At 57.3% G+C, this 22,640-nt stretch carries 21 protein-coding genes, 1 pseudogene and 1 riboswitch; of the genes and pseudogenes, 6 read left to right on the top strand and 16 right to left on the bottom strand.

Features of this window, described 5'->3' with window-relative positions; translation table 11 throughout:
• Positions 1-8: 8 nt before the first annotated feature.
• A complete protein-coding gene (locus tag NXF97_RS01295; RefSeq protein ID WP_274956168.1) occupies positions 9-188 on the bottom strand; it encodes a hypothetical protein in 180 nt (59 codons plus the stop codon).
• A gap of 13 nt (positions 189-201) precedes the next feature.
• On the opposite strand from NXF97_RS01295, the gene NXF97_RS01290 reads away from it, so the two are divergent.
• Positions 202-657 (top strand): hypothetical protein, encoded by a 456-nt coding sequence (locus tag NXF97_RS01290; protein WP_274956167.1) that lies wholly within the window; start codon positions 202-204, stop codon positions 655-657.
• Between the two features lie 52 nt (positions 658-709).
• Here NXF97_RS01290 and NXF97_RS01285 read toward each other — a convergent pair whose 3' ends face one another.
• Entirely contained in the window at positions 710-1,537 is an 828-nt protein-coding gene (locus NXF97_RS01285; RefSeq protein WP_274956166.1) for a formate/nitrite transporter family protein, read from the bottom strand.
• 114 nt (positions 1,538-1,651) lie between these two features.
• Here NXF97_RS01285 and NXF97_RS01280 point away from each other — a divergent pair, with 114 nt between their 5' ends.
• Positions 1,652-2,350, top strand: coding sequence for an MOSC domain-containing protein (locus NXF97_RS01280; protein ID WP_274956165.1), 699 nt, complete (start codon positions 1,652-1,654; stop codon positions 2,348-2,350).
• 66 nt (positions 2,351-2,416) lie between these two features.
• On the opposite strand, the gene brnQ is transcribed toward NXF97_RS01280, so the two are convergent.
• From brnQ to thiC, 6 genes and pseudogenes are all read right to left on the bottom strand, one after another.
• Positions 2,417-3,742: a branched-chain amino acid transport system II carrier protein gene (gene brnQ, locus NXF97_RS01275; RefSeq protein WP_074009518.1), complete on the bottom strand. Its 1,326-nt coding sequence runs from the start codon at positions 3,740-3,742 to the stop codon at positions 2,417-2,419.
• A 564-nt stretch (positions 3,743-4,306) separates the two neighbouring features.
• Positions 4,307-5,575, bottom strand: coding sequence for a type II toxin-antitoxin system HipA family toxin (locus NXF97_RS01270; RefSeq protein ID WP_274956164.1), 1,269 nt, complete (start codon positions 5,573-5,575; stop codon positions 4,307-4,309).
• Positions 5,576-5,580: 5 nt separating this feature from the next.
• A complete protein-coding gene (locus tag NXF97_RS01265; protein WP_274956163.1) occupies positions 5,581-5,961 on the bottom strand; it encodes a helix-turn-helix domain-containing protein in 381 nt (126 codons plus the stop codon).
• Between the two features lie 601 nt (positions 5,962-6,562).
• Positions 6,563-7,462, bottom strand: a complete 900-nt coding sequence (locus NXF97_RS01260) for a DMT family transporter (RefSeq protein WP_274956162.1) — start codon at positions 7,460-7,462, stop codon at positions 6,563-6,565.
• Positions 7,423-7,791 carry a DMT family transporter gene (locus NXF97_RS01255; RefSeq protein WP_274956161.1) on the bottom strand — a complete coding sequence of 123 codons (369 nt, stop codon included), beginning with the start codon at positions 7,789-7,791 and terminating at the stop codon, positions 7,423-7,425. Before NXF97_RS01255 ends, NXF97_RS01260 begins: the two co-directional genes overlap by 40 nt.
• A gap of 87 nt (positions 7,792-7,878) precedes the next feature.
• Positions 7,879-9,690, bottom strand: a pseudogene (thiC, locus tag NXF97_RS01250) (phosphomethylpyrimidine synthase ThiC); the annotation flags it as partial.
• Positions 9,691-9,783: 93 nt separating this feature from the next.
• A riboswitch (TPP riboswitch) is annotated at positions 9,784-9,878 on the bottom strand.
• 145 nt (positions 9,879-10,023) lie between these two features.
• Here thiC and NXF97_RS01245 point away from each other — a divergent pair.
• Together NXF97_RS01245 and NXF97_RS01240 are read left to right on the top strand one after the other, a co-directional pair.
• On the top strand, positions 10,024-10,497 hold the full coding sequence (locus NXF97_RS01245; protein WP_274956160.1) for a hypothetical protein: 474 nt from the start codon (positions 10,024-10,026) through the stop codon (positions 10,495-10,497).
• 410 nt (positions 10,498-10,907) lie between these two features.
• Positions 10,908-11,108 carry an AAA family ATPase gene (locus tag NXF97_RS01240; RefSeq protein ID WP_274956159.1) on the top strand — a complete coding sequence of 67 codons (201 nt, stop codon included), beginning with the start codon at positions 10,908-10,910 and terminating at the stop codon, positions 11,106-11,108.
• 30 nt (positions 11,109-11,138) lie between these two features.
• On the opposite strand, the gene NXF97_RS01235 is transcribed toward NXF97_RS01240, so the two are convergent.
• Entirely contained in the window at positions 11,139-11,915 is a 777-nt protein-coding gene (locus NXF97_RS01235) for a tRNA threonylcarbamoyladenosine dehydratase (protein WP_274956158.1), read from the bottom strand.
• A 67-nt stretch (positions 11,916-11,982) separates the two neighbouring features.
• Complete coding sequence (locus NXF97_RS01230; protein WP_274956157.1) at positions 11,983-12,228, bottom strand: hypothetical protein; 246 nt, start codon at positions 12,226-12,228, stop codon at positions 11,983-11,985.
• Positions 12,229-12,503: 275 nt separating this feature from the next.
• Between NXF97_RS01230 and NXF97_RS01225 the strand changes: the two genes are divergently transcribed.
• A complete protein-coding gene (locus NXF97_RS01225; RefSeq protein WP_274956156.1) occupies positions 12,504-14,027 on the top strand; it encodes a flavocytochrome c in 1,524 nt (507 codons plus the stop codon).
• 114 nt (positions 14,028-14,141) lie between these two features.
• On the opposite strand, the gene NXF97_RS01220 is transcribed toward NXF97_RS01225, so the two are convergent.
• The 6 genes from NXF97_RS01220 to NXF97_RS01195 form a co-directional block, all read right to left on the bottom strand.
• Entirely contained in the window at positions 14,142-15,605 is a 1,464-nt protein-coding gene (locus NXF97_RS01220) for an FAD-dependent oxidoreductase (protein WP_274956155.1), read from the bottom strand.
• Complete coding sequence (locus NXF97_RS01215) at positions 15,602-16,237, bottom strand: response regulator transcription factor (RefSeq protein ID WP_274956154.1); 636 nt, start codon at positions 16,235-16,237, stop codon at positions 15,602-15,604. Before NXF97_RS01215 ends, NXF97_RS01220 begins: the two co-directional genes overlap by 4 nt.
• Positions 16,234-17,280 (bottom strand): sensor histidine kinase, encoded by a 1,047-nt coding sequence (locus NXF97_RS01210; RefSeq protein WP_274956153.1) that lies wholly within the window; start codon positions 17,278-17,280, stop codon positions 16,234-16,236. Before NXF97_RS01210 ends, NXF97_RS01215 begins: the two co-directional genes overlap by 4 nt.
• Complete coding sequence (locus tag NXF97_RS01205) at positions 17,201-17,536, bottom strand: hypothetical protein (RefSeq protein ID WP_274956152.1); 336 nt, start codon at positions 17,534-17,536, stop codon at positions 17,201-17,203. Before NXF97_RS01205 ends, NXF97_RS01210 begins: the two co-directional genes overlap by 80 nt.
• A 146-nt stretch (positions 17,537-17,682) precedes the next feature.
• A complete protein-coding gene (locus NXF97_RS01200) occupies positions 17,683-19,479 on the bottom strand; it encodes a [FeFe] hydrogenase, group A (RefSeq protein WP_274956151.1) in 1,797 nt (598 codons plus the stop codon).
• A gap of 3 nt (positions 19,480-19,482) precedes the next feature.
• Positions 19,483-21,501 (bottom strand): FAD-dependent oxidoreductase, encoded by a 2,019-nt coding sequence (locus NXF97_RS01195; RefSeq protein WP_274956150.1) that lies wholly within the window; start codon positions 21,499-21,501, stop codon positions 19,483-19,485.
• 417 nt (positions 21,502-21,918) lie between these two features.
• Here NXF97_RS01195 and NXF97_RS01190 point away from each other — a divergent pair, with 417 nt between their 5' ends.
• Positions 21,919-22,599 (top strand): 4'-phosphopantetheinyl transferase family protein, encoded by a 681-nt coding sequence (locus NXF97_RS01190; RefSeq protein ID WP_274956149.1) that lies wholly within the window; start codon positions 21,919-21,921, stop codon positions 22,597-22,599.
• The last annotated feature ends 41 nt before the right edge of the window (positions 22,600-22,640 follow it).

The following is a 22,640-nucleotide window of genomic DNA, read 5'->3' as shown; positions in this document are numbered from 1 at the left end:
GGAGCGTCTTAAAGCCCGCCCAACGCGCAGCCGACTTTTTTGCGGACGCCTTCGGGCAGGACTTGAGTATCAAAGATCAATGATTTCATGAGCACTTTGACGCGCGTCGAATGTTCCTCAGGTTTTTTGAGAATTACTGAAAGAAGCCCTTTTTGCTTCCTAAGATCGAAGAAACGAGAGACGGTCATAGGAGGCAGCGCAATGCTTGCGACGCGTTATTTTGTGGAACAGCTCACGGGCCGCACACCCGTGGAAACTCTGAGGATTCAGGCGGCAAGAACGGAAAGAATCCGGCTTCCGACCCGGTTTTCGGGCTTGGCGGGCCTGGGCGTCCCGGAGGCCGTCTTAGCGCCCCTGACGGCCCTTGTAGCCGATGAACCCGACGGCATCCGTGAGAGCCTTTTGGTCGGCGTCTTTCTTCTTTGTGCGTTTGAGGGGTATCCCTTCCGGGCGCGTGAAGGGCTGCAGAAATGGTTTATCCGCCGCGGCGGCGTGAGCCCCGAGGATGCGATTGCCGTGCGTGAAGCCGTTCAAGTGCTGAAGGCCGAGGAGTACTTTGTCGTGCAGGGCGCGGGCAAACACGGTTCCGTGACGTTACGTGATGGTGTTGTGCGTCAGAGCCGGCCTGCCAATGACGCGTTTTTGCGCAGTGTTTAAGTTGTGATGCAAAACAAAATGATAATTTCAGGAGATACTTTTTCGGCCATTGTCAGCGGGCCCGTTTAATGAAGCAGTAAAACCCGGCAACCAGTACCGCGCCGCCCACGATATTGCCGAGCGTCACGGGAATGAGGTTGTCAATGAGAAAGGTATTGACGGTGGCGGTGAGTTCCGGCACCTGACCGGCAGCAGCCAGTGCCGCATAGCGAGGATCGGCCGCGGTCATCAGTGCCGCCGGAATGAAAAACATATTGGCGACACAGTGTTCCATCCCGAGAGCCACGAAAGCCATGGTCGGAATCCAGAGCGCGACGATTTTGCCCGCCGTGTCCTTGGCACTGTAGGCGGCAAAGACCGCCAGACACACAAGCCAGTTACAGCCTACGGCCCGCCAGAAGGCTTCATCAAAGGGAAGGGCTGTTTTGGCGTTGGCAAGTTTCACAAGCGACGCAGCCCAGGGCATGGTGTTTCCGGCCGTCTCGAAAATAAGGCCGCTTGCAACGGCCATTGCCCACGCCACAAAAAGGGCACCCGCAAAGTTACCGATCCAGGAAAGTACGCCTGAGCGCGTGGCCTCAAGGATACTGACGGTTTTCCTCTCCCAGGCAGCCGTGAGGCTTAAGCAGTTGCCGGTAAAAAGATCCGCCCCGCAGATGACGGTGAGCATCAGTCCCAGGGGAAAGACCATGGCAAAGACGAGTTTTCCCATCGAGCCCCAGATCTCCCACGGCAGCATCGCGCCGCAGCGCACGGCAAGAAAGCCGCCCAGGGCAATGTAGGCACCCGCAAGAAAACTCATGGCCAGTGTGGCGGGAAGTGTTTGAGAAGCACGGGTTGCGCCGCCTGCGGCCGCAGTGTCAATGAGTTCGCCGGACATCGTCTTTCCTCACGGAGTCGGGGTGATCTTTTAAGTTTAGGGGGCACGAACGCGTTTCGCCTCTGCCTTTGGAGTTAGACTCAGGCCAAATCCGCTAACTCTTTCGGAGAATCCATGGGAAAACCGTTTTTTGTTATTGGGAGTGTCCGCGTCGGGCGTTCTCAGTCGATCGGCACCTATGACGGCGCTGAGCGCCGCACAGCGATTGCTAAAGAGGCTGTCACCGGGCCGGTTGAGCTGACGCCCACCGGGTTTACGGGTGACGAGCAGTTTCACACGCACGTGCACGGCGGGCCCGATAAGGCGGTGCACCAGTATCCGGCTGAAAGCTACGGCTTCTGGCGCGAGCGGCATCCTGAGGCACTGGAGCGCTTTGTTCCGGGCGCCTTCGGCGAAAACCTTTCAACGACGGGCGTTGTAGAAGGCGACGTCTGCATCGGTGATGTGGTCCGTGTCGGGAGCGTCGTTTTGGAACTGACGCAGCCGCGAGAGCCCTGCGGGACACTCTCAAAGTGGTTCGGAATCGCGGATTTTGCCGAGGAAGTGCAGCAAACCCGCCGCTGCGGCTGGTACTGGCGGGTATTGGAAACAGGGACGGTGGATGCCGGCGAGGAAGCGGAACTTCTCGAGCGCCCGAATCCTGCGTGGAGTGTGGATCGGGTGCTGCGGCTTTGGTGGGAGGATCCCATGAACAGAGAGCTTCTCACGGAACTTCTGGCTCTTAAAGGGCTTTCGGCGCGCTGGCAGGAAAAGACGCGGGAGCGTCTTGAAACCGGGATGTGTGAAGACTGGACGCGGCGTCTGACTTATTGAACCACGGCCGCTGCACAAAAAAATCGGGAGCCCGAAAGCTCCCGATTTTGGTTTAAGACTTGGTTTTTAGGCCTTTGCAGGCGTCATGCTCTTTTGAATAAAGCCGATCACAAAGCCCACCACGGCAAAGGGAATCCACCCGAGGCCGATCGTGTGCAGCGGCACATAGGTCTGCAGGAACGTTTCAATGCCGCCCAAGGGGACCTTCGCGGTTTCAAGACCGTTAATGGCGGCCATGATGAAGGTGAGACCCACGGTCCAGGCGTAAACGCACTGACGGCCGCCGAAGAACTTGTGCAAAAACACCAGCGCAATGAGCGCCACGCACAGCGGGTAGATGAACATCAGCACAGGAATCGTGGAAACGATGATCGTCTTCAGGCCGAAGAGGCCGATCAAGTAACTCACCACCGTAAAGAGCGCGCACCAGGTGACGTAGGAGAAGCGGCCCGTCAACGCACGGAAGTAAATCGAGCAGCAGGTGATCAGGCCGATTGCGGTTGTGAGGCACGCTAAAAGCACGATGGCCGCAAGCACCATGGCACCGGTGTCGCCCATAAGAACCTGAGCGCTCTTGGTGAGAACCGGGGCACCCGTGTCCTGCATGCCGATCACACCCACGCTGTCCGCGCCGATGCGGGCGATGAAGATGTAGATGACGGCAAGGAACGCACCCGCCAAAAGCCCGGACTTATAGACTTCACGCGCCACGTGCCCGGAATTTTCAAACCCGGCCTCTTTCACGGCCGTCACAACAAGCGTTGCAAACACGAGTGAGGCGATGGCGTCCAGGGTGTTGTAGCCGTCGAGTACCCCCTGAACCGCAGCGATCACGGGAGTGGCGTAATTGGCGCTTGCAGCCTGCGGGGCTCCCAGGGGCGTAATGATCGACTTCACGATGAGGATCAAAAGCGCAAGGACCAGGAGGGGCGTTAAGAACTTACCGACGCGGTCCACGATTTTGGAGGGCGAAGCCGAAAGCCAGAAAGCAATGGCAAAAAAGACCGCAAGGAAAATCGGGAGCGCAATGTCGGCAAATTCCGCAGCGAGGAACGGCCGCACGGCGATTTCAAAGGAGACGGTGCCGGTACGGGGAACGGCAAAGCACGGGCCGATCGCCATGTAGCAGACGATGGTGTAGAAAATACCGAACATCGGGTGCACGCGGTTGGCGACCTGATGCAGGTCGTGGCAGCCGGAGTAGCCGATGGCCATGACGCCCAAAAGCGGCAGGCCTACACCCGTGATACAAAAGCCGAGCAAAGCCCAGCCGAGGTTTTCACCCGCGACCTGGCCCATTGCGGCCGGAAAAATAAGGTTGCCTGCTCCGAAAAAGAGGGCAAAGAGCATCAGACCGATGGTTATAAATCGGTTTTTATTACTATGTTCCATGGGAAATCACCCGAAATTTTTGTTCTTTTGCAGCATTTCCTGGAGGTGCGCAGGCACATCCGCCGGGCACAGGTGAGCCCGACGTCAGGAAAATCGACGTTTCCGTCAGGGGTATGAAACGTCCGGCGCAGCCGTCCGGTGTCCGGATCACGGAGAAAAGGACGGCTCACAATGAAAACCCGATTGGCTTGTAACAACAGGTTTCCGTGAGATCAGGAACCGAGTATAGCCCAGGCGAGCCCTGAAGTCCCCTGAAATTTTTAGGCAAAACACCGTAGAAACGGAATTTGCGGGTGAAATTCAGGCCTGCGGCCCGGTTTTAATGTTACCGGTCTCGCTTTTTCTCATACGCGCGCGGCTGACGTTTCCCAGGTCGTTCGCGGCACGGGCGATGAAAACAAGACTGTAGGTGTAGCCCAAAATCAGAACCGGACATACGTTAAAGTATAAAGAAACTAAACAAATCAGAAAATACTTTAAAAGGACGTTGAGTGACTGAAAGAAGCGGGTTTTGTATTTGCAAGTAGAAGGTCAGGAATCATTTCAGAAAATACTTGTTTTTTATCAGGCAAACGATCTTTCCATCAGTTCGAGCTCCGCGTTGGTTGCCCCAAGACTTCGGGCAGTATGAGACCAGCTGCTTAATATCTTCTGAAACGTAAGGCGAAGTTCTTTAGCATCGCCGGTCGGAACGCCGAAATACCGGGCAACGGAAACCGCTGTCTCGAGGTCGGCCACGGGGTCGCTTCCCCGGATCGGCGTCTGCAGAAGCCGGACACTCATAAAGGCCGGTTTGACAAGCGGCGCTGAGATCGGAGCAAGCCGCCAACCATACGGAGCGCGGATAAAAAAGAAGTCGGTGAGCTTGTCGCGGCCGTTTCCCGTGAGGGTGTTAAAAAGGAGCCTCGCAAAGAGCTCCCGGAGATCCGTTTTGGTATCAGCACCGTCCCGGTTGAGGATATCGGCGATATCAAGATAGGTTGGCAGCACGAGTTTTCCGGTCCTGATATTGACGCGCGGGGTCACCAGCGTTGCCGCGGAGAGGGCCATAAGGGGCGTGCCGTTGTGAGACCGGTCAAAGCGCTCCTCGAGGTAGGCTCCATTTAAAGGCCCCGGAAGATATTGAAAGGCAAGGGTTTTGAGCCCGCACTGGCGGGCAAGCTCCATCGTCACCGCGTGCCAGCGGGCGGTGTTAAAGCCTTCTGACGTGTCAGCGGGCCGCATAACCCAGCCGCCATCGGTTTTACCGGCTGCTTTGATCAAAGCTTTGGGTGAATTTCCCCCGATATCAGTGCATAAGTCAAGTGCAAGCTGTAGATCCGGCGTCTTGAAGCGCCGCGTATCGTGCTTCAGATCATCCAATAAAGTGAGAATTTTCTGCAGCGTTTTTTTCTCAAAGGGGTCGCCCGTGAAATTCCTTTGAATTGAACCGGTTAGGGGAAGCCGAAGGCCGGAGAAACGGTCATTTTCGTGGCCACTGAAGGCCCAGAGATGGTCTTCAGTGAGTGCTGACGCAGATTGAGGCAGTTTGAGGCCGTTTAAATGCGCTGCTGCTGTCAGGTCCCTGATCCAGCTCCCCGGGTGCAAATCCCGAATGAAGAGGAAAGGGGGATTGTCGCCTCCGGCGGGACCCGGCGTGAGATTCACCGAAAAGGTTTTGTCAGTGAGCGGCAGATCAGACCCAAGGGAAAAACCGGATTTCAGCCAGGCCGCATCGTAACGGAAGGCCGCCGTCGTAATCCGTTCGCTGTCGGCGCTCCAGAGAAGCGAACCGATACGGCGTGGTGTCTCTCCGGCAAGCCAAATTTCCCGGGCGGAGGTTTCGGACGTCATGACGGTCAGACTCCTTTTGTCGAACGGCGGATCCTTTTTGGCAAAAGTTCCTGTTCCAACGTCACCGACAGGGGATCGCTCTTGGCAATCTCAGAAAATGGTGTTCCCAAGTCTAAGGCGAGGAGGACGGAAGCCACTGCTCCGATGGCAACGCCGCAATTGCCGTTTTCTATTTTCACCAAAGTCGACAAACTGATGCCGCAGCGCTCGGCGAGCTCGGTCTGGGGGAGGCGGCGCTTGAGCCGGGCGACTTTTATATTGTTACCGAGCACTGACAAAGATTCTTCAACTGCAACAGATGGTCTCATACGATTTAAATAAGAATGTTCAAAAGCTATAACAACCACTATTATGATAATTATCTCGCAAACCAGACGAATAATCAACTTCCCTCAAATGCCGCGGTTAAGTTGCCAGTCCGCTGATTGCAATTTCGATCTAACATGCTCTATAAGACAAATTAACCTGCACAACAATTCAAATAAAACCATTAATAAGTTTTCTGTAGTCCCGCTGCCGTTCTTTAATCCCCTGTTTACCCCGGACAAGCCCGGTTTTTTGCTAAAACTTCGCCGCCCTGCTACAGCTGCTCTGGCTCGGACGCCGCTCATGCCTGTACGAACCAGAATTGATAGTCAGTCTCTAAATTGGACGACTCGGTATCGAGGTATCTGTCGCCACGGCACCAGTTACCGCGGCAGGACTGTGCGAAATGGCGCTATTGTGCCCAGCTGTGACAGCAGACCTTTGTTTCTGCGTGATTTTTCCCGTTGCTGACGATCGGGTAACGGGATTCAGAACGCAAATAAAACGCCTTAAACCGGCGCTTTGTTCGTATTGGCCGGGCTTACCGGTTTTATTTGTCTTTTGAGCTGAAAGCAATATGATTTTGCAGAGGATTTGTATATAAGTAATGTCTGTTTAAGAGAAACAGAAAATACTATATCCCTGCCGGTCCTACAGTAGTTTCTTACAGTGCTTTGATTATTAATCTTTTTTCTGAAGTCCGCTGTCGGTAGCTGCAATGCCGATGAGAATCAGCGCGCATCCGAGACACGCCGTGAGCGTGATTCCCTCGGACAAAACAAGGTAGGCCGTCACCATGGTCGTGACCGGTGACAGGTACAGGAGATTATTGGCCCGCATGGGACCGATGATTTTCACGACGACCGTCCAGAGGTTAAAGCACAGCGTCTGGGCTACGAGCCCCAGAAACAGAAAGTGCGGCAGTACGGTTGATGAGAGAATCAGGGAAAAGTCAGTGTTTAATGCCTGCACCGTAAAGTACGGTGTGATGGTGAGCATTGTGTAGAAAAGGACCTTGCGGGTGATAAAGCCCACCTCGTAGGTTTGGCTCATGCGTTTCAGAAGCAGTGAGTAAACGGCCCACGCGCACGCGGCCAAGAGGGCCAGCATGTCGCCTAAGGGGTTGACTTCAAAATGAACGGCTCCGTTAAAGACAACGATGGCGACGCCTACGATGGCCGCTAGCGTTCCGAGCCAAAACCGCAGTGCCGGGCGGCTGCTTCGCACAATCGTCATCCCGAAGAGCACCGTGATGATGGGTGTCGTACAGACTAAAAGCGAGACGTTCGCGGCAAGGGTGTAGCTAAGGGCGGTGTTTTCAAGGAGAAAGTAGACTGAGCCTCCGAAAAGGCCCATCAGCACCAGATGGAGCTCATCTTTAACGTTTTTCGCGAAAAATGGCCGGGGAAAAATCAGCACAAGGCCCGCCCAGGCGAGTGCCGAGCGGTAAAAGAGAATGTCTGAGGGCGTAAGTCCCGCCTGGATGAGGACCTTGGTGTTTACAAAAGTGATGCCCCAGACGATGACGACGAAAAGGCCGATCACGTAGGCGGCCGGTGTACTGATGTGAAAACGGAACATTTCGATGCCGATGTGAGCTTGAGGCCCGCAACCCCCGTGATACAGAGCGCCAGAAAAAAGATCTGCACGCCCGTGAGCGTTTCCTTAAAAAGAAGCCAGCCGCCGAGCGTGATTCCTACGGTCCCGAGGCATGTCCAGATCCCGTAGGCCAGACTGGCCGGCAGGTCGCGCATCACAAGGATCAGAAGCCACATACTTAAAAGGCTCAGACCCACGGTGACGCCGCAGAACCATTTACCAAGTTCCATGACGGCGGCGGCTTTAAGGCTCAGTCCCCAGGTCTCTTCGACGAGAACGGCCACTGAGAGATAAATCCAGGCGGCGGTCATGCGTTTGATCCTTTTCGGGCGGAATAAAAATGCCCGGTTTTTGTCCGGGCATTATAGGTTTTCCGAGGCTTAGGAACGGCGTTTTTTCGCCCAGTCGCGGACTTCTTCGGTAATGCGCATGGCGCAGAAGTTCGGGCCGCACATCGAGCAGAAGTGCGCGGTCTTCATGCTTTCCTTGGGCAGCGTCAGATCGTGAAAGCTTCTGGCTTTCTCCGGATCAAACCCGATATTGAACTGATCGTACCAGCGGAATTCAAAGCGCGCCTTACTCATGGCGTTGTCCCGGATCTGCGCGCCGGCGATGCCCTTGGCGAGGTCTGCGGCGTGCGCGGCGATTTTGTAGGTGATGATGCCGTCCTTGACGTCGTTTTTGTCCGGCAGCCCCAGATGTTCCTTCGGTGTGACGTAGCAGAGCATGGCGGTTCCTGCGGCTCCGATCACGGAAGCCCCGACGGCGCTTGTGATGTGGTCGTACCCGGGCGCGATGTCGGTGACAAGCGGTCCCAATGTATAAAAAGGCGCGGCGTTACAGAGTTGCTCTTCGGCTTCGGCGTTTTCTTCCACGCGCTGCAGCGGAATATGGCCCGGGCCTTCGATAATGACCTGAACGTTACGTTCCTGCGCTCTCCGGCAGAGTTCGCCCAAGGCCGCAAGTTCAGCCATCTGGGCGCTGTCGCAGGCATCGTGAATGCAGCCCGGTCTTAAGCCGTCCCCGAGACTCACGGTCACATCGTAAGCGGCCAGAATGTCGCAGATCTCGTCAAAGTGCGTCCAGAGGAAGTTCTCCTCGTTGTGGGCCATGCACCAGACGGCCATAATTGCCCCCCCGCGGGAGACAATGCCGGTCAGGCGCCCCGCCGTGAGCTCAATAAAGGGAAGGCGAAGCCCCGCGTGAATCGTAAAGTAGTCAACGCCTTGTTCAGCCTGTTCAATAAGGGTGTCGCGGTAAAGTTCCCAGGTGAGGGCCTCGGCTTTGCCGTTGACCTTCTCAAGGGCCTGATACATGGGAACCGTTCCGATCGGCACCGGGCTGTTCCTGACAATCCATTCACGGGTTTCGTGGATGTTTTTGCCGGTGGAAAGATCCATCACGGTGTCCGCGCCCCAGCGCGTCGCCCAAAGCATCTTTTCAACTTCCTGACTGATGTCGGACGTGAGCGCTGAGTTTCCGATATTGGCGTTGATCTTGGTGAGGAAGGACCGGCCAATCACCATCGGTTCGCATTCGGGGTGATTGATATTGCAGGGAATCACTGCGCGGCCCGCGGCAATTTCGCGCCGCACGAATTCAGGCGTTACTTCTTTGGGGACTTCAAAACAAGTGTGACCGGCCTGGTGCTGCTGCAGCAAAAAGGCGCGGCTTCGCGGTGAGACATCCCGCAGGCTTTCTTCATAGGCCCTGCGGTTGTTGTTTTCGCGGATCGCAGCAAATTCCATCTCTTCGGTGATGATGCCGGCGCGGGCGTAGGCAAGCTGCGTAACCGCCTTTTTCCCCGCCGCGCGGCGGATGGAAGAGGTGCGGTTAAATCGGATGGCGTCGAGTTCAGCTTTCTGAGCCCGCTCGTTCCCGTAAGCGCTTGTCATGCCGGAAAGTTCTTCCGTATCACCGCGCCCGAGAATCCAGGGTGTGCGCAGGCCGGTGAGGCCCTTCGTGATGTCCACGGTTTTGGCGGGGTCACCGAAGTCACCCGAGGTATCGTAGACAAAGATCGGGGGATTGACTTCGGTTTTACCTTCCGGGAGCTTGGATTCAGCAAGGTCAATGGCGCGCATCGGAACGCGGATACCGTGGCTGCCTTCAACGTAGATGCGGCGTGAGCCCGGCAATATCCCGGTGGAACTTGCGCGCGCGGCATTGCTCGGGCGTTGCGCAGCCGTTTCGGACTTTATTTCGGTAATTGATATTGCGGCCTTTTTGGTTGTTTCAGCCATCGCGGGCTCCAAACAGAAAAGGCGGAAAGAGGGATTGGGGACGAGGGGAGACGGCGTCTTCCGGACGTGTCCGCGTTTCCTTCCGCCGATATAAATCGGGTCAAGTTCGAAGGGTTTGTCTCAATCGGCTTCAGCCGATACCCCCAACGCATGACGGGCATTGTAGCCTGATCGGTGAGGTATGCATTTGAAGCTTTATCAGAAATAACAGTTCAGCAAATACTAATCCCTAGATGACCGAGATCCATACGATAAAATCGCGCCAAGGCTTGAAGTCTCTGAGAAGGATCCTTTCATTCCATGCCGATCACTTTGCCCGGAAACAAACGCATCAACCAGCTTGCGGCCGTCATTGCCGTTGGTTTTGCCGTGGCCGCCGTCTGGCAGGAGTTCGGCAGCCGCGGGGAACCCGGCGAAAACGAATTTGCCGACGCCGCCATGCAGCAGATTAAGGATCAGGGGGTTTTCACAAAGGAAGTCTGCGGACTGTATGCAAAGGCCGCCGTCAAAGGCAGCCGTGAGGGTGCGTTGCTGCTGACGCAGTGCGTCAATCAAAGCTATACCGGTACGGCTTCAGACCGCCGCATTCTGTTGGCTGCGCTTTATCAGATGGCCGGAGACGCCGAGGTGAACGGTATCCGCGCGTCCAAGCAGCTCGAAAATCTGCGCCTCACGGAAACCGAGAAGGCGGCGCTTGCGCATTTTGATATCAAGGCCGTGCTGGACGGTACGGTTTTCGTTTCTCCCATGAATATGGGGCGGCTTGAGCGCTGATCAGACAAAAACAGCTGAAAAACCCGCTTTAAAGTCAAAATGCAACATAACTACCATTATGTTGAATTAAATTTTGGGCTGAAAATCAGAATTTCGATGACGGCAGGATTTGCCGGATGAAAAATCTTCGGACCGACGTTAGCCGGTCCGGAGTTCCTCTCTTAACAGATGAGTTCAAACTACCCGTTGAATGACTTCCGGATGAGTGCTTGGCTCAGAAGTTCATCTTGAGTCCGACGACTTGTATTTGAAAATTATAAATTCAACAGCAGAAAGCATCTGTTTAATTATGACGAGACGCATTTCTTGTTATCTCGAAAAACTGCGCACAGGTGCAAAAATTTTAAATAGACCTTCGCTGCTCTGTTAAAAACCTCCTCACGAACCGGTCCCTTTTGTCGGATAGCCAAATGCGCATTGAACGAACACGAAGCCTCAACCGCCTGATTTCCAACCGCGGTAACGGTCAGATCAAAATCATCACCGGTATCCGGCGCTGCGGCAAATCCTACCTGCTTGGTTTCCTTTTCCGGGACTATCTGCTGCAGACCGGTGTGCCGGCCGATCAGATCATCACGCTCGAACTCGATAACGACCTCAACGCACGCTAAAGACTTTCTGCTTGACACTGTCAACAAACTTTAGGCGCCTCTGACGACGCGGTTGATCGCCACCGCTGCCATCTGCATCCCGATCGTTGCCGTCACCACAACGCCTGAACCGTAGCCGGAACACGCAAGTCCCTGAGAGGCCATGTCGCAGGCCTCTTTCCCCAAGGGGCGTTTGACTTCTTCATCCGAATAGACGGCCGTTACCTTAAAGGGTTTCGGACTCCCCTTACTGTCCGCCTTCGGAAAACCGTACTCTTTTCTCAGGCGGTAACGGACGCCCGAGAGCAAGGGATCGCCCTTGATTTGCCCGAGGTCTCCGATCTTAATGAGAGAGGGATTGACGCGGCCGCCCGCAGCGCCGCTTGCCACAACGAAGTTGCCGGCACGCTTACAGTGCGCGATCAAAGCGGCTTTTGCCCGTACCTGGTCAATGCAGTCAAGAACGACAGCCCCGGATCCCACAAGTTCCGCGACATTTTCCTCATTGACAAAGTCTTCTATGAGTGTCAGGCGGCAGTTGGGGTTAATGAGCGCCGCGCGGTCTCTTAAAACATCAATCTTGGCTTTGCCGAAATTGCCGTCCATTGCCTGAATCTGGCGGTTCACGTTACTCTCGGCGACGTTATCGAGGTCAATGAGCGTGATGTCGGCTGCGGCCGTCCGGATCAGGGCTTCCGCTGCCCAGCTGCCGACGCCGCCCACGCCTACAACCACAAAGTGTGCTTTGGCGATCGCCTCCGCCCCTTCGTGTCCGTAAAGGCGCGCCACGCCGCCGAAACGTCTTTCATAGTCCATTGCAACCTGCATCGCCGTCCGCTCGCTGTTTTATCGGGGAAATCAGATCCCCTGCTCTTATCAGCCCGATTTTAGAGCCTCAGGCGGCGGTAAAGAAGTTTTTGAGGTTCTTCATGCCGGGCTCAAGCCCCCTGCGGATAAGCCAGAGGCTCTGAACGCCGCTTGCAGCCGACATTGCGGCCACGACCGCCACTGCCTGCCAGGGCGGCATCAACTGCAGCCACACGCCCAAAGACATGAGCGCCGTGCCGAAACCGGCCAGACCTTTAATAAAGCCCCCGGCGGCAGCGCCCACCACGAGCCAGACAATAAGTTCAACGGACATACTTTCCCGAGGAAGTGTTGTTTTTCTTCTGACAGTGCGAATTTCCCGCCCTAAACCCGCCGTCTTTCAACGGAGAAAGCACCTAAACCAAGGGATAACCCGTAGAAATAGTCCCTCCTGTGACAACACAGTGCTTTACGGCAGACCTCCTAGGAGGTTGACGAACAGATAATGCGGATTGTCAAAAGACGGGCGAATGCCGCAAGGCCTCGCGCCTGACAATTCCAAACAAAGCCCCCGGCAACAGGGACTTGGTATTACGGAGAAGTAAGAAAATGACAGATATGAGCCGTCGTTCTTTGATTCAGGGTTCTTTGGCGCTCGGCGCCGCCGGCTTTATCGGTGCGGCTGAGGCAAGCACCCAGGCCAAGGTTCCCTCAAAGTGGGATGCCACCTATGACGTTGTCGTTGTGGGTTCGGGCTTTGCAGGTTTGGCTGCCGCGATTGAAGCCAAGAAAGCCGGAGCTTCCTGCGTGGTTCTGGAAAAGATGCCCACCGCCGGCGGCAACTCCATTATTAACGGCGGTATTCTGACTGCTACCGGTTGCCCCCAGCAGCTCAAGCACGGCATTAAGGATTCTCCGGAACTCCTTGCCAAGGACATGCTCGTTGCCGGCCTTTACATGAATAACCCCGAAAAGGTGAAGTTGGTTGCCGACTCTGCCCTGTCCAACTACGAATGGACCGTGAAGGAACTGGGCGTTGAATACAACCCCGATGCAATCGGTCAGGAAGGCGGCCACAGCGTTCCGCGTTATGTCTTCACGAAGAACGGTTCGGGCTCCGGCATCGTTTCCAAGGAACTCGAAAAGGTTGCAAAGCTTGGCGTCAAGGTCGAAACCCGCACCTACGTTGAACACATCATCCGTGATAAAAAGGGTGCTGTTCTTGGCCTGCAGATCCGCAAGGGCTACCGCTTCCCGAAGGCCGGTTCCGGCCGCGTGCAGTTTATCCGCGCAAAGAAGGGTGTTGTGCTCTGCTACGGCGGCTTCTCCCGTGACGTTGCCTACCGCACGATGCAGGATCCGAAACTTGCCGCAAACCTCGACTCCACGAACCAGCCCGGCGCTACGGCTGAACTCTGGCGTGAAACGAGCCGCATTGGCTGCGCTCAGGTCCAGAACGACTGGATTCAGTGCACGCCGTGGAACAACCCCAAGGAAAAGGGCATGGGTATCGGCTGGACCTTCTCTCAGTCCGGTGCCGCTGAATACGGCTTGTGGGTTTCCACCTCCGGCAAGCGCTTCGTGAATGAACTTGCCAACCGCAAGGTCCGTGCCGACGCCATTATGGTTGAGCACACCAACGGCTTTAAGGCGGTCGCCATCTGCACGGCTGCCAACCTCAAGGCCTTTAAGGAAGCCCGTCCCGGCATGCTTGAAAAGCTCCTGGAAGGCGGAATGTTGAAGCAATACAAGTCCCTGAAGGACATCGCCGCCGACTGGAAGATTCCGGCCGATCAGCTCGCCAAGACCGTTGATGAATTCAACAAGGCTGTGAAGGCGAAGAACGATCCCCTCTTTGGCCGTTACATCAACAACGAACAGGTGCCGCTCGAAGGCGACACGTGGTACGCCTGCGAAATGAGCCCGAAGGTTCACCACTGCATGGGCGGGCTTGTGACCGATATGCAGTGCCGCGTTTTGGACGTTGTCGACAACAAGCCTGTGAAGGGCCTCTACGCTGCCGGCGAATCCACCTCCGGCGTGCACGGCGCCGTGCGTCTGGGCTCCTGCGCTATTCTTGACTGCCTCGTGAACGGCCGTATAGCCGGTCAGAGCGCTGCCAAGGCCCTCTGATTCAGACTCAGTCGGTAAGACTGCCGGCAGGAAAATCCTCATCCTGCCGGCGTTGGAAGGAAGCGGTTTGTGTCTTTGCGGATTCAGGCCGCTTTTTTCGTACCCGCAAAAAAATCAGGCCGCCGCGGCGTTGCGCCCGGCAATGCGCCCGACGGTTAAGGCGTCAATAAGGCCGCAGGAGGAAAGGCGCGCCTCCCCGTTTAAGCCTCCTGTGATTTCGCCCGCGGCAAAAAGCCCGGGCACCGGCGCGTCATCGGTGACGCTTAAGACCCGGGCTTGCGAATCAATTGCAACACCCCCACCGCAAAGCTGGACTTTGGCGGCAAACCGGCAGGCGTACCAGGGCCCCTCGCCGATCAGTTCATTGGTGGGGCTTAAAACCCGGTCGAGGTAGTCGTCGGGATCGTTGGCGGCAAGCGTTTCATTGATGCGGCTGATTTCGTCCTGAAGCGGTATCAGAGGAACGCCAAGGTCTGAGGCGAGTTCGGAGAGCGTCGCGTATTTCAGTACAAAGCCGCGCTGCACAAGCGCCTCCACGTCACTCTTTTTAAACAGGGCCGACCTCGGATGCGCCGCTGCGCGGGCGTCGGCAACCGCAAGGCAATGCTCCCCGGCACTGATCACACCGAGGACGGCATTAGTGCGCGTGGTGTTGTCGGCTGTTTCATTCACAAAGCGCCGTCCGGTTTCCTGCACGACCCAGAGGCCCTGCGTTGCCGCGCAATACTGATTGAACTTCCAGGCGCTCCCCCACCCCTTTTCGTCAGCGCAGGCTTCCGGCATGCAGTGGATGTACTGCATGTGTATCACCCAGGCGCCGATATCTGAGAGAGCCCTGATCACTTCGCTCGTGCTTCCGGGCTGGGTTGTCGTGCTGATGCCGGGGCCGAGCCGCCAACTCTGCATCTGCCGCATCGCGATGTCCGCGCCAAAGCCTCCGGCGGCCGCTACGACCGCTTTCCGTGCCTTAATGGTAACGGGGTGAAGGCCTGCGGCGTCGGTCACATGTGCCGTAACGCCCGTGACGCGTCCTGTGTCATCGGTGAGAAAGCCGGTGACGCGGGTATTAAGACGGACCGAGACGCCCAAGGCCGACACGCGCTCTGCGAGGGGGTTCATAAGGGCCTCACCCTGATTGGCAAGCGCCACGCAGCGCCTGACCGAGTGGCCGTAGTCGTATTCCACGCCCCGGCTCCAGTGAACGCCGAGCTCATCGATTGTCCACTGCCAGGTGGCAAGGGCGTTTTCCGTGAGCAGCGCAATTCTGTGCGGGTGACTGATTTTTGTGACCTTTATAAGGTCGTTGAACATGAGTTCGGGGTTGTCTCCGATGCCGGCTTCGCTTTGCTGCGGGGTGCCGGGGACGGCCGCAAGGCCCTGACTGATGACGGAGTTGCCGCCGATACTGCCCATTTTTTCCAGCACGATGACTTCGGCCCCCGCCTTACGGGCTTCCAGGGCGGCCGCAAGCCCTGCGGCACCGGACCCCACCACAACGACGTCAAAGGTTTCTTCTTCGGGGAGAGTTCCGCGGACGGCCCCGGTGAGGACCGCGCGGCGCGAAAGCGTTTCACTCATGCGGCAGTGTCTCCTAAAAGCGCACGGATGCGGTTAACGGCCTCTGTGAGTTCCACCACGCCCTTAACGCCTAATTTGCGGTTGATTTCAGAGCGGTGCACCTGCACGGTTTTCACTGAGATGCCCCCAAGGCGGATTCCCACCTCACGGTTTAAAAGCCCTTTGGCGAGAAGCTTGGCGACGTCTTTTTCCTTGGGCGTCAACGTGTTCCAGCGGGCAACGGCCTCGCCCGGATCGGGTTTGTTCGCTTGGGTCTGCGCAACGGCCTTATACACGGCTTCCATCAGGCGCGACGGATCTGCGGTTTTCTGCACAAAGGCGACGGCACCTCTCTGCATCGTGTCCACCGCCATATCAATGTCGCCGTGGGCGGACAAAAAGACAATGGGAAGGCGGATGCCGCGCCGGATCATCTCTTCCTGAAGTTCAATCCCGGTCATCCCGTCCATTTTGACGTCCAGGATGAGGCACCCGGGGCGCGAGGGCGCATCGTCGGTTAAAAAGGCCTGCGCGCTCGGGTACGTTTTAACCGCAAAGCCTTCTGCGGTGAGCATGAATTCCAGAGAGCCCCTCATATGGGCATCGTCGTCCACCACGCGGATGAGGATATTTTCATTTTCGCCCGGCATCATGGGTCGACTCCGTCGGGTTTGTGCTGCGGTGTGTCGCAAGCGGGGGCCGCGGGCAGCAGCACGTGTGCCGTGAGGCCCTTTTCCGGGGTATTAAGCGTGAAACTTAACTGCCCCACGCAGTTTTCACAGAGCCGGTGCACGAGGGTTAACCCCATGCCGAGACTGCCGGCTTTACTTGAGGCCATCACGCTGCGGCCGAGTTTGGTGAGTGTTTCAGCGTCGACGCCCGGGCCGTTATCACGGATCCGGACTTCAATGCGGCCGCCTGTGACGGTGCTTGAGACCTCAACCTTGGCTTTGGCTTCGCCCTGCACGGCCTGAGAGGCGTTCGTAAGGAGATTCACGATGATGAGCTCAAAGTCAATGGGGTCGATGTAGACCGCGGCGTCTTCGAGGTGCCCCAAAAGAATCTGAACGCCCGCGGCTTTGCCGGAAAGGCAGAAGCGCTGAGTGATTCTGAGAATTTCGCTTTTCACTGAAATGTTGCGCCGCTCATTTTTACCCTTACTGTAGGAGCGGACGCGGTCAATGATTTCGCCCGCACGCGCGGCCTCGGCGCCGATCGCATCCACGGCTTTGCAGAGCTCCTCGTCAGGGTTGTCGCTGTCTTCGAGCCGCCTCAAAACGCCGCGCGAGAGGTTCTGAATGCCCGCCAAAGGCTGCTTGATCTCGTGCGCGACAAGGCTGGAGATCTGCCCGACGGCTCCGGCTCTCTGAAGGGCATCGAGCTGCTCATGGGTTTCAAAGGCCTCGCGCTCGGCCCTTTTTTGCTCGGCGTTGGCGTTTTCGAGTTCCCGGGTACGGTGCCGCACGAGTTTTTCGAGAATAATGCCGTGCGCCAGAAGGCCCGTGAGCGCAATGAGAATCAGAACCGCCAAAGGCCAGTATTTTTTGGTGAGCTCAGTGAAACTGACTTCACCCAGGTTTTTGTAGGGCCCGAGCTTTAAGTCCTTGAGAAGCGCGTCAACCGCGCCGTAGTCCGTGACAATGCTCCAGTACTGGCCCCAGGCGTTGGCGGGTTTTATTGAAGTTTTCCGCCTCAAGCCAGGTTACCTCAAACCGGTACTGCGGCATTTTCCACGCGAGAAACCGGATGGTTTCATCGGTAAAGGACGCGTCGTACCAGGGCGGCGAATAGGATAAAAGTGCGACTTTCAGAACCGGGCGGGCGGTGACGGAAGCGTCACTGGCAGGGGCATCCGCACGCATTCCGGCAGGCAGCGGGTCGTACTGAGCGGCCGCGGGGCCGGCCAGGAATAAGCAGATGAGAGCCGCAACGGCAAAAGGCGCCCCGCGCATAGACACTTCCGGAGTGGGTTGACACAATTCAAATATTATATTTTCAGGCCGGATGAAAATGCGCCGCACAAATTATGAATTTACGTTCACTAAAAAAGCCTGCCCGCTTCGAAACGGACAGGCCGGGCTGACAGCGGGCTGCGGGATTACCCGAGCTTGACGCGTTGCCAGATGTTGCGGATGGAGAGCTCCTGCGGCCCCTTCTTACGGTCCGTGTAGTGCGTGTGCAGGAGGTCTTCGGCGGTGTGCGACAGGGGCTTGACCAAAAACTCCTTGTAAAGCCGGATCACATCGGGGTTGTTGTGGCTCTGGCGGATCTGGCGCGTCTTATCCACCGCATAAATCCCGGCGATGCGTTTTTCCGCGAGATTCATGTAGTTATTCTTGACGCGCATGTTGCCGCCCCCGCCGATGCAGCCGCCGGGGCACGCCATAACTTCAATGAAGTCAAAGGCGCATTTGCCCGCGGCGATGTCGGCGCACACTTTTTCGGCGTTCGCTAGCCCGTGGACCACGGCAATTTTGACTTTGCCGAGTTTCTCGAGGTCGACTTCCGCACTCTTAATCCAGGCCATGCCGCGCGCGGGTTCGTAGTCAACGGGGCCCAATTCCCGGCCGGTCGCCTTAAAGTAAACGGTTCTCAATGCCGCTTCCATCACGCCGCCGGTCGCGCCGAAAATGACGCCCGCGCCGGTGTTTTCACTCATAAAGGGCGAATCAAAGGTGCTTTCCTCGAGTTTGGCGAGGTTGATGCCCTGGCGCTGCAGAAGACGCGTGAATTCACGCACCGTCAAAACGAGGTCCGTGTCCTGCTCATAGCCCTTCATGAGCTGCGGACGCTTGATTTCATCCTTTTTGGCCGTACAGGGCATGATGGAGATGAAACGCAGCTTCTTGGGGTCAATGCCGTGCTCCTTGGCAAACCAGGTTTTCGCCAACGACCCGAAAATGCCCTGAGGCGAGCGTGTTGTCGAGAGATTGGGGATCATCTCCGGATGAATCTTTTCCACGAAGTTCACCCAGCCCGGGCAGCAGCTTGTCATCATGGGCAAAGTGCCTTTCTTCGTGAGGCGCTCCAGCAGTTCGCTCCCCTCTTCCATGATGGTGACGTCGGCCCCCCAGTTGATGTCGCAGACGTAGTCCGCGCCCATCCTCTTTAAGGCCGTGATGATTTTGCCCTCAAGATTGACGCCGGACTCGACACCGAAGTTTTCCCCGAGCGTGACGCGCACCGCCGGGGCAAACGCCACGATCGTCTTGATTTCGGGATCGGCAAGCCAGTCAATCGCCTGCTCGGTTTCGTCTTTTTCGCCCAGGGCGCCCGTCGGGCACACGAGCGCACACTGTCCGCACTGCACGCACGTGGGGCTGTCGGCCCAGCGCTCGGCGCCGGTGATCCCTACGCCGCACATCGTGCCGATGTCGTTAATCGTTAATGCCGAGACCTTGTCGCCCTGAATCGTACGGCAGACTTCCACGCAGCGCGCGCAGCGGATGCATTTGTCCGCGTCGCGGATGAGACCGTTGGCGCTCCAGTCGGCGGGGCGCTTGGCGGTAAAGCGCCCGTTGCAGCCGTTATGTTGCAGACCCACGTAAAGCGCGAGGTCCTGGAGCTCACAGTTACCGTGACGCGCGCAGCTCGCGCAGTCCTGGTTGTGGTCGGCAAAAACCCAGGCCATCTGCATGCGCTGCATTTCACGGACTTTCGGCGTACGGGTTTCGATGCGCATGCCGTCCTTTAAGGGCGTTGTGCAGCTCGTGACGATCTGCTTTTTGCCGTCGACCTCGGTTTCCACAAGGCAGAGACGGCAGGTGCCCGGGGTATGTTCCAGGGGCAGATAGGCGCAGAGCGTCGGAATGAAAATCCCGAGGCGCTTGGCGGCCTTCAGAATCGTTTCGCCTTCGGTGAAGGTAAATTCACGCCCGTTGATGAATGCTGTCATTTTTTAAACCCCCGTGCGTGTGATGTCGGCGCCCCGGACCATGTCGTTACCCGGAATCGGGCGCGGTGTGACAACGGCAAAAAGCCGGTAGCAGCGCATGCAGCGCAGCGACTCGTTGCGCGCCTCGGCCGGGCTCATCGTGAGATCGACCTCGCGGAAATTCTTTTCGCGTTCGGCAATCGGAATGTGCGGACACGGGTTACGGGGGAGTTTGGGCTGCGGCAGGCGCGGTGCACCGTCTTCAAGCAGGCGGCAGTCGCGGATGATGCGGCCCATGCGGGCGCGCGGCACAAAGCCCACGGAGCCGCGGGAGAGGTATTCATCGATACTGTCGGCAGCGCGCTGACCGTGAGCCAGGCCGTCAATAAGCGTTGTGGGCCCCGTTGCACAGTCTCCGCCCGCAAAAACGCCGGGGCGGGAGGTTGCGAGGGCTTCGGTGACCGCGATGTTGCCGCGGCGGTCCAGGAGCACGCCGTCGGCGTCGGTCAAAACATCTTTTTCCATCTTTTGGCCGATCGCGGCAATAAGTGTTGAGCAGGGAATCACAAATTCACTGCCTTCGACGGGGCTCACGCCCCGTCTGCCGCGGGCGTCTTTTTCAGTGAGTTCCATGCGGGTCACCTTAACGCCGGTGACTTTGCCGTCTTCGCTCACGATCGCGACGGGGTTGGTGAGGAAGTGAAATTCAACCCCTTCGGCTTGAGCGGCCTCAATTTCTTCCATGTCGGCGCTTGCCTCTTTGATTGTGCGGCGGTATACGACGTGGACCTTGCCGGTCGCGGTTCGCCGGGCCGTGCGGCAGCAGTCCATGGCGACGTTCCCGCAGCCCACGATCACGACGTCCCCCTCAAAGACCGGGGGTGCGTTTTTGGCAACACCCTTTTCGCACTGCAGCAGAAAATCAATGCCGTTGCGGTAGCCTTCAAGCGTCCTGTCTTCGTCCGCAAGCCCCAGGTAGGCGCCCTGCGCGCAGCCGATTCCGAGAAAGACCGCGGCGTAGCCCGCGTCAAAAAGGCCGTTAACGGTGATGTCCCGGCCGAGCCGTTCGCCGTAATGGAAAACGCCGCCGAGCTTTTTCACGGCGTCCGTTTCGCTCTGCAGCACCCCCTTGGGGAGGCGGTAGGGCGGAATCCCGCGGAGCGCCATGCCGCCCGCCTGCTCGTCTTTGTCAAAGACGTCAACGGGGTAGCCCTTCATCAGAAGATGGTAGGCGCAGTTAAGCCCCGCGGGCCCGGCACCCACGACCGCCACTTTGGCTTTGGTGGCGTCAAGCTGCGGCTTGGCGCCCTCAAACATTTCAGCGACCGACGCGCCGGCGTTATCCGACACAAAGCGCTTGATGTCGCGGATGGCAACCGCGGTATCGACGTAGTTGCGCCGGCAGGCCCCCTCACAGGGACGCACGCACACGCGCCCGCAGGTCGCTACAAGCGGATAGTGATGCAAAAGGACGCCTGCCGCAAGATCGGTGTTGCCGTCACGGACATAGTCGATGTAGCGCGGAATGTTGACGTGCGCGGGGCAGGCTTCAATACATTTGGCGGTGACCGTCGTGTACATGTCGCCCATCAGTTCACAGGGGTTGTCAAGGAGCCGCCCCTTAAAGTGCCTTAAGGCTCCGATGATCGCCACGGGTGTTGTGAGGCCGATCCCGCAGAGGCTTGTCTGATACATCTGCTCGGCCGAATCCAAAATATGGGCCCAGTCCACGCGGTCGCCGCGGCCGTTGACGGTATCTTCAAGCGCGAGTTCAATGAGAATCGACCCCGTGCGGCAGGGCGTGCAGCGCCCGCAGGAATTCTGACGCGCCGTACGGTAGTACTTCAGAAGTATTCCGGCCAACGGCACCTTGTCGTCAAAAACAAGAAAGCCCGCGCTTCCGACTAAGGCGTCAATGGGATTGCCCGGATTAAAGTTCGTGAGCGCTGAGAGCGGCAGGTCGGCCGGAGCCGCGTCGCCGCCGTGGGTATTGTCATACCGGACGCCGTTCCAGACGCCGTAAAGTAATTTTCTGGGGATCATGTGGTTTCGGGCCTCAGGAAGCGCTTTCAGGGCGCTTGCGATGCCTCTCCTCTGATAAGGATTGTCCGCAGGACGTATTACAACGGTCTTTTATAGCTTTAAAACTATATGTCAGAGAAAAGTTATTGGATGCGCGTAATTATCTACGCCGCCCGGCCTAGGTCTGACGCATGTTTGAGCGGCATTGTAGACGAGGCGGGGCTTTGAGACGGAGTCAGAGCAGTCTGAAAGTTCTGATCATAGAAAAACCGAAGGCAGGCTTTAGTTTTTGGCTGGTTCGGCAATCCCGGAAAGGGCGTTGCGCATTGGCTATTTTTCCGCACGAAAGCCGGACTTTCCGGCCGGCCCGTGTTGCGCCCGTGCGTGAGGTCTGCGTCTAAAATCCCGCTTATCCGATGCCCGCTTTTATTTTGAACCATGACCACATCCGCCCCTGCCTGTTACGTTCTCACGATGCCCCGGATTGCGGAGCTGCCGCCTGAAAACCTCACGCGCGGGTGGCTCACGGAGCCGGCTCTGGCGCGCGCCGCGTCCTTTGCAAGCGTCAAGCGCCGTGCTGACTACCTTTGGGTGCGGCTGATGATGAGAGTCCTTCTGATGCGCTTTTTCGGCCGCGAGGCGGTTCTTAAAGAGCGTCCGCCCTTTTCTCCCCTGATCGTTGCCCGGGATAGCGGCGTCAGAATGCCCCTTTACGCCACGATCTCGCACACAAAGACTTTGGTCGGCGTGGCGGTGGCCGACACCCCCGCGGCGATTGACCTTGAAGTGATTGATGCAGACAGACCCGTGGCAACGCTTTACAAACGGCTTTACGGCGAGCGGCGTTTTGAAAAGGTACGGGATAACCCGGTACGCGCTTTTTATGAAGCCTGGGGCATGAACGAGTGCGCGGTGAAGCTTCCCGGGGTTTTTGTCACCGACGAAGAGGAACTCGCCGTCAAAACGCATGACGGACAAAAGGCAGCGGTGTTTTCTGAGGAACTCACGGAAAAGACGCTTCTCACCGTTGTGACCGCCGAGAAAACCGATCTCCGGCTTCTCACCACGACGGCAGAGGAAGTGGCTGCGTCATTGACGGCCGAAACTGCCTTTCTCTGATGTCGGGGCTTGTCTTTCCCCCATATAAGAAACTGCGCGGG

It is taken from the genome of Duodenibacillus massiliensis (assembly GCF_928721995.1).
Lineage (GTDB): Bacteria > Pseudomonadota > Gammaproteobacteria > Burkholderiales > Burkholderiaceae_F > Duodenibacillus > Duodenibacillus massiliensis.
Note: the sequence above shows the minus strand (reverse complement) of the source record. Positions and strands in the feature narration are given on the sequence as shown.

Coding starts and splice junctions, on each gene's coding strand:
- NXF97_RS01285 (WP_274956166.1), bottom strand. CDS start 1,537: ATGTCCGGCGAACTCATTGACACTGCGGCCGCAGGCGGCGCAACCCGT.
- NXF97_RS01295 (WP_274956168.1), bottom strand. CDS start 188: ATGACCGTCTCTCGTTTCTTCGATCTTAGGAAGCAAAAAGGGCTTCTT.
- NXF97_RS01215 (WP_274956154.1), bottom strand. CDS start 16,237: ATGATGCCGGGCGAAAATGAAAATATCCTCATCCGCGTGGTGGACGAC.
- brnQ (WP_074009518.1), bottom strand. CDS start 3,742: ATGGAACATAGTAATAAAAACCGATTTATAACCATCGGTCTGATGCTC.
- NXF97_RS01270 (WP_274956164.1), bottom strand. CDS start 5,575: ATGACGTCCGAAACCTCCGCCCGGGAAATTTGGCTTGCCGGAGAGACA.
- NXF97_RS01190 (WP_274956149.1), top strand. CDS start 21,919: ATGACCACATCCGCCCCTGCCTGTTACGTTCTCACGATGCCCCGGATT.
- NXF97_RS01220 (WP_274956155.1), bottom strand. CDS start 15,605: ATGAGTGAAACGCTTTCGCGCCGCGCGGTCCTCACCGGGGCCGTCCGC.
- NXF97_RS01200 (WP_274956151.1), bottom strand. CDS start 19,479: ATGACAGCATTCATCAACGGGCGTGAATTTACCTTCACCGAAGGCGAA.
- NXF97_RS01245 (WP_274956160.1), top strand. CDS start 10,024: ATGCCGATCACTTTGCCCGGAAACAAACGCATCAACCAGCTTGCGGCC.
- NXF97_RS01225 (WP_274956156.1), top strand. CDS start 12,504: ATGACAGATATGAGCCGTCGTTCTTTGATTCAGGGTTCTTTGGCGCTC.
- NXF97_RS01290 (WP_274956167.1), top strand. CDS start 202: ATGCTTGCGACGCGTTATTTTGTGGAACAGCTCACGGGCCGCACACCC.
- NXF97_RS01205 (WP_274956152.1), bottom strand. CDS start 17,536: ATGCGCGGGGCGCCTTTTGCCGTTGCGGCTCTCATCTGCTTATTCCTG.
- NXF97_RS01255 (WP_274956161.1), bottom strand. CDS start 7,791: ATGACCGCCGCCTGGATTTATCTCTCAGTGGCCGTTCTCGTCGAAGAG.
- NXF97_RS01230 (WP_274956157.1), bottom strand. CDS start 12,228: ATGTCCGTTGAACTTATTGTCTGGCTCGTGGTGGGCGCTGCCGCCGGG.
- NXF97_RS01235 (WP_274956158.1), bottom strand. CDS start 11,915: ATGCAGGTTGCAATGGACTATGAAAGACGTTTCGGCGGCGTGGCGCGC.
- NXF97_RS01195 (WP_274956150.1), bottom strand. CDS start 21,501: ATGATCCCCAGAAAATTACTTTACGGCGTCTGGAACGGCGTCCGGTAT.
- NXF97_RS01240 (WP_274956159.1), top strand. CDS start 10,908: ATGCGCATTGAACGAACACGAAGCCTCAACCGCCTGATTTCCAACCGC.
- NXF97_RS01260 (WP_274956162.1), bottom strand. CDS start 7,462: ATGTTCCGTTTTCACATCAGTACACCGGCCGCCTACGTGATCGGCCTT.
- NXF97_RS01280 (WP_274956165.1), top strand. CDS start 1,652: ATGGGAAAACCGTTTTTTGTTATTGGGAGTGTCCGCGTCGGGCGTTCT.